The sequence below is a fragment of the Larkinella sp. VNQ87 genome, from assembly GCF_049445795.1.
In the GTDB taxonomy this organism is placed as follows: Bacteria; Bacteroidota; Bacteroidia; order Cytophagales; family Spirosomataceae; genus Larkinella.
The window spans coordinates 1-2409 of sequence record NZ_JBMSDT010000033.1 but is presented as its reverse complement, the minus strand read 5'-3'; the positions used below and the strand labels follow the sequence as shown (position 1 = coordinate 2409).

The window sequence follows — 2409 nt, the reverse complement described above, 5'->3', positions numbered from 1 at the left end:
CTTGGGCTAGTTCCAGCACACTGAGACGGTGCTGAGCGAGTTTTTGATTAGCATTCATTTTCTTGGTTTTATTCAAAGTTAAAAATACTAACTTTGTCAAGCAAGAAAGTTAAGAATACACATCAGAAAAACCGCCCCTCACTTAATCAACTGCTCCCGAATGGCTTTGGCAACGGCTTCGGTGCCGCACTGGACGTGCAGTTTCTGATAGACGTTTTTCAGGTGCCGCCGGACGGTTTCGACCGAAATCTGGCACTGGATCGCGATCATGCGGTACGTATAACCCTGCGAAAGAAGTTGGAGTATTTGTTGTTCCCGTTCGGTGATGCCGTAATCGTCCTGCTTCGCGTGTGGGATGTGCAGGAACGTTTTCAGAACCCGCCGGGCAATGCTGGGCGACATCGGGCCGCCCCCTTTGGTCACCTCGCTCAGAGCATTGAGCAAATGAGTAGCGGTGTCTTTCTTCAGCAAATAACCATCGGCTCCGTGGCTCAGGCAGGCAAATAGCCGGTCGTCGTCCTCAAAAACCGTATGCATCAGCACCCGGATGCTGGCGTTGGTTTCCTTGATCCGGCTGACGCACTCAATCCCGTCGCGGCCCGGCATGTCGATGTCCATCAGGACCACGTCGGGCCGGTCGATCAGGATCTGTTCGGTAATGTCCTGACCATGACTGTACGAACCGACCACCGAGAAATTTTCGGTATTGCCGATCAGCAGTTCCAGCAGCGACCGGAGCTGGTTGTTGTCCTCGTAAATGGAAACCGTGATCATGAGCTGGCTGGATGAAAACCGGAGGTAAGCGTGCTTTCTACAGGTACAAAGAACTCGGGTTGGCGCTAGTTTGTCAATAACCCTTTTGCGTCATCCCGAAACCGGGAAGCGGAGCCGCAACAGCGTCCCCTGACCCGGAGCCGTACGAACCGTGAGGGTTCCGTGCAGATTTTGAGCGCGCATCCGCAGGTTGTGTAACCCGTTGCGGTCGGTTTCGGCAGTGGCGTCGAATCCGATGCCGTTGTCGCTCACGTCCAGTTGCAGGTGGTCGTGGTCAAGGCTGATTTTCAACTGCGCCCGCGTGGCCCTGGCGTGTTTGACCAGGTTATTGACAGCTTCTTTGAAAATCAGGTAAAAATCCTGCCGCTTTTCCATCGGGAGCCGCAGTTGCTGGAGGGTGTCGGGCACGAGAATGTCGTAGGCAATATTTGAGGCTTCAAACAGTTCGGCTGCGTACCGGTTCATGCGGGCCACCAGGCTCGTCAGTTCGTCGTTGCGGGGATTGATGCTCCAGACAATGTCGTCGAGCGAGGTGCTGATGTGCCGGGTTTCGGTCACGATGCGCTCGACCATCGAGCCGGACGGATGCTCGGCGGGCAGGTTCTGTTTGGCAATCATGCCCAGAATTCCGATGCCGCTCAGCGACGAACCGATCTCGTCGTGTAAATCGGCCGAGATGCGGTTTCGGATTCGCTGAACGCGCAACAACTGATTGACCCGGTACCGGTACAGGGCGTACAACATTCCGGCAACCACCAAAACCGCCAGCGTGCGGAACCACCAGGTTTCGTAATACGCGGGCAACACCGTGATCGCAAGCGTCATCGGCCGGGGGCTCCAGTTTCCAAAGCTGTCGGCGGCTTTCAGGTGAAGGGTGTAATCGCCGGGGCTCAGGTTGGTGTAGTAGGCCCGGTGCTCCGAACCGCTGTAATTCCAACGGGTATCGAACCCTTCCAGAAAATAGGCATATTGTGTGTTGGGTAACCGGCTGTAGGTCAGCGCCGAAAAGTCGACACTGAACGCGTCGTCGGATCGTTTGAGTCGGATCGGCCGCGCCGGATCGAAGGGCCGTTCCTGCTCATGGACCCGAAACGAACTGATGACGATGGGAGGCAGCTTAAACCGTCGGTTGACTTGCCGTACGTCGACGTAATCCAGGCCATTTTCCTGCCCGATGAACAGCTCCGTGCCCCGATGCATATAAAGAGCCGCCGTTGTGTTGTTGCGGCTCAGGCCGTCGCTGGTGGTGAGCCGGAAAAGCCGCCGGGTTTTCGGGTAATACGCATGCAGCCCTTCAAAATTGCCGATCCAGATTGTTCCGTTCTGATCTTCGGCCAGTTGGCGGTTTTCACGGTCGTACAGGCCATCGCGGGCTGTCAGGGTCGTTAGCAGCTTTCCATCGGGCGAACTTTCGGTGACGCTCCCCCAGCGGGCCGCCCAGAGGTGGCCGTTTCGGGTCACCAGAATGCTGTTTGTGGCCGGTTCTTCGGGCTGGCGGGTTTTGGGATTCCGGTCGTCGGCCCGCACAAACCGGTACGTTGGTGTTTCCACCGCATACGGTCCCTGATAGGTTGATAACCAGACACGTCCGTTGGGACTCGTTGCCAGCCCGGTCAGAAAATTATTGTTCCGATG

Annotated in this window: 2 protein-coding genes; both read right to left on the bottom strand. The window is 56.4% G+C overall.

What is annotated here, in order from left to right; translation table 11 throughout:
* Window positions 1–138 precede the first annotated feature (138 nt).
* Window positions 139–774, bottom strand: a complete 636-nt coding sequence (locus ACO2Q8_RS29310) for a response regulator (protein ID WP_423348464.1) — start codon at window positions 772–774, stop codon at window positions 139–141.
* A gap of 90 nt (window positions 775–864) precedes the next feature.
* Window positions 865–2409, bottom strand: a 1545-nt coding sequence (locus tag ACO2Q8_RS29305) for a triple tyrosine motif-containing protein (RefSeq protein ID WP_423348463.1), incomplete at its 5' end; no start/stop codon positions are given.

Excerpts from the sequence above, each read along its gene's own strand:
- ACO2Q8_RS29310 (WP_423348464.1), bottom strand. The coding sequence starts at position 774 with ATGATCACGGTTTCCATTTACGAGGACAACAACCAGCTCCGGTCGCTG.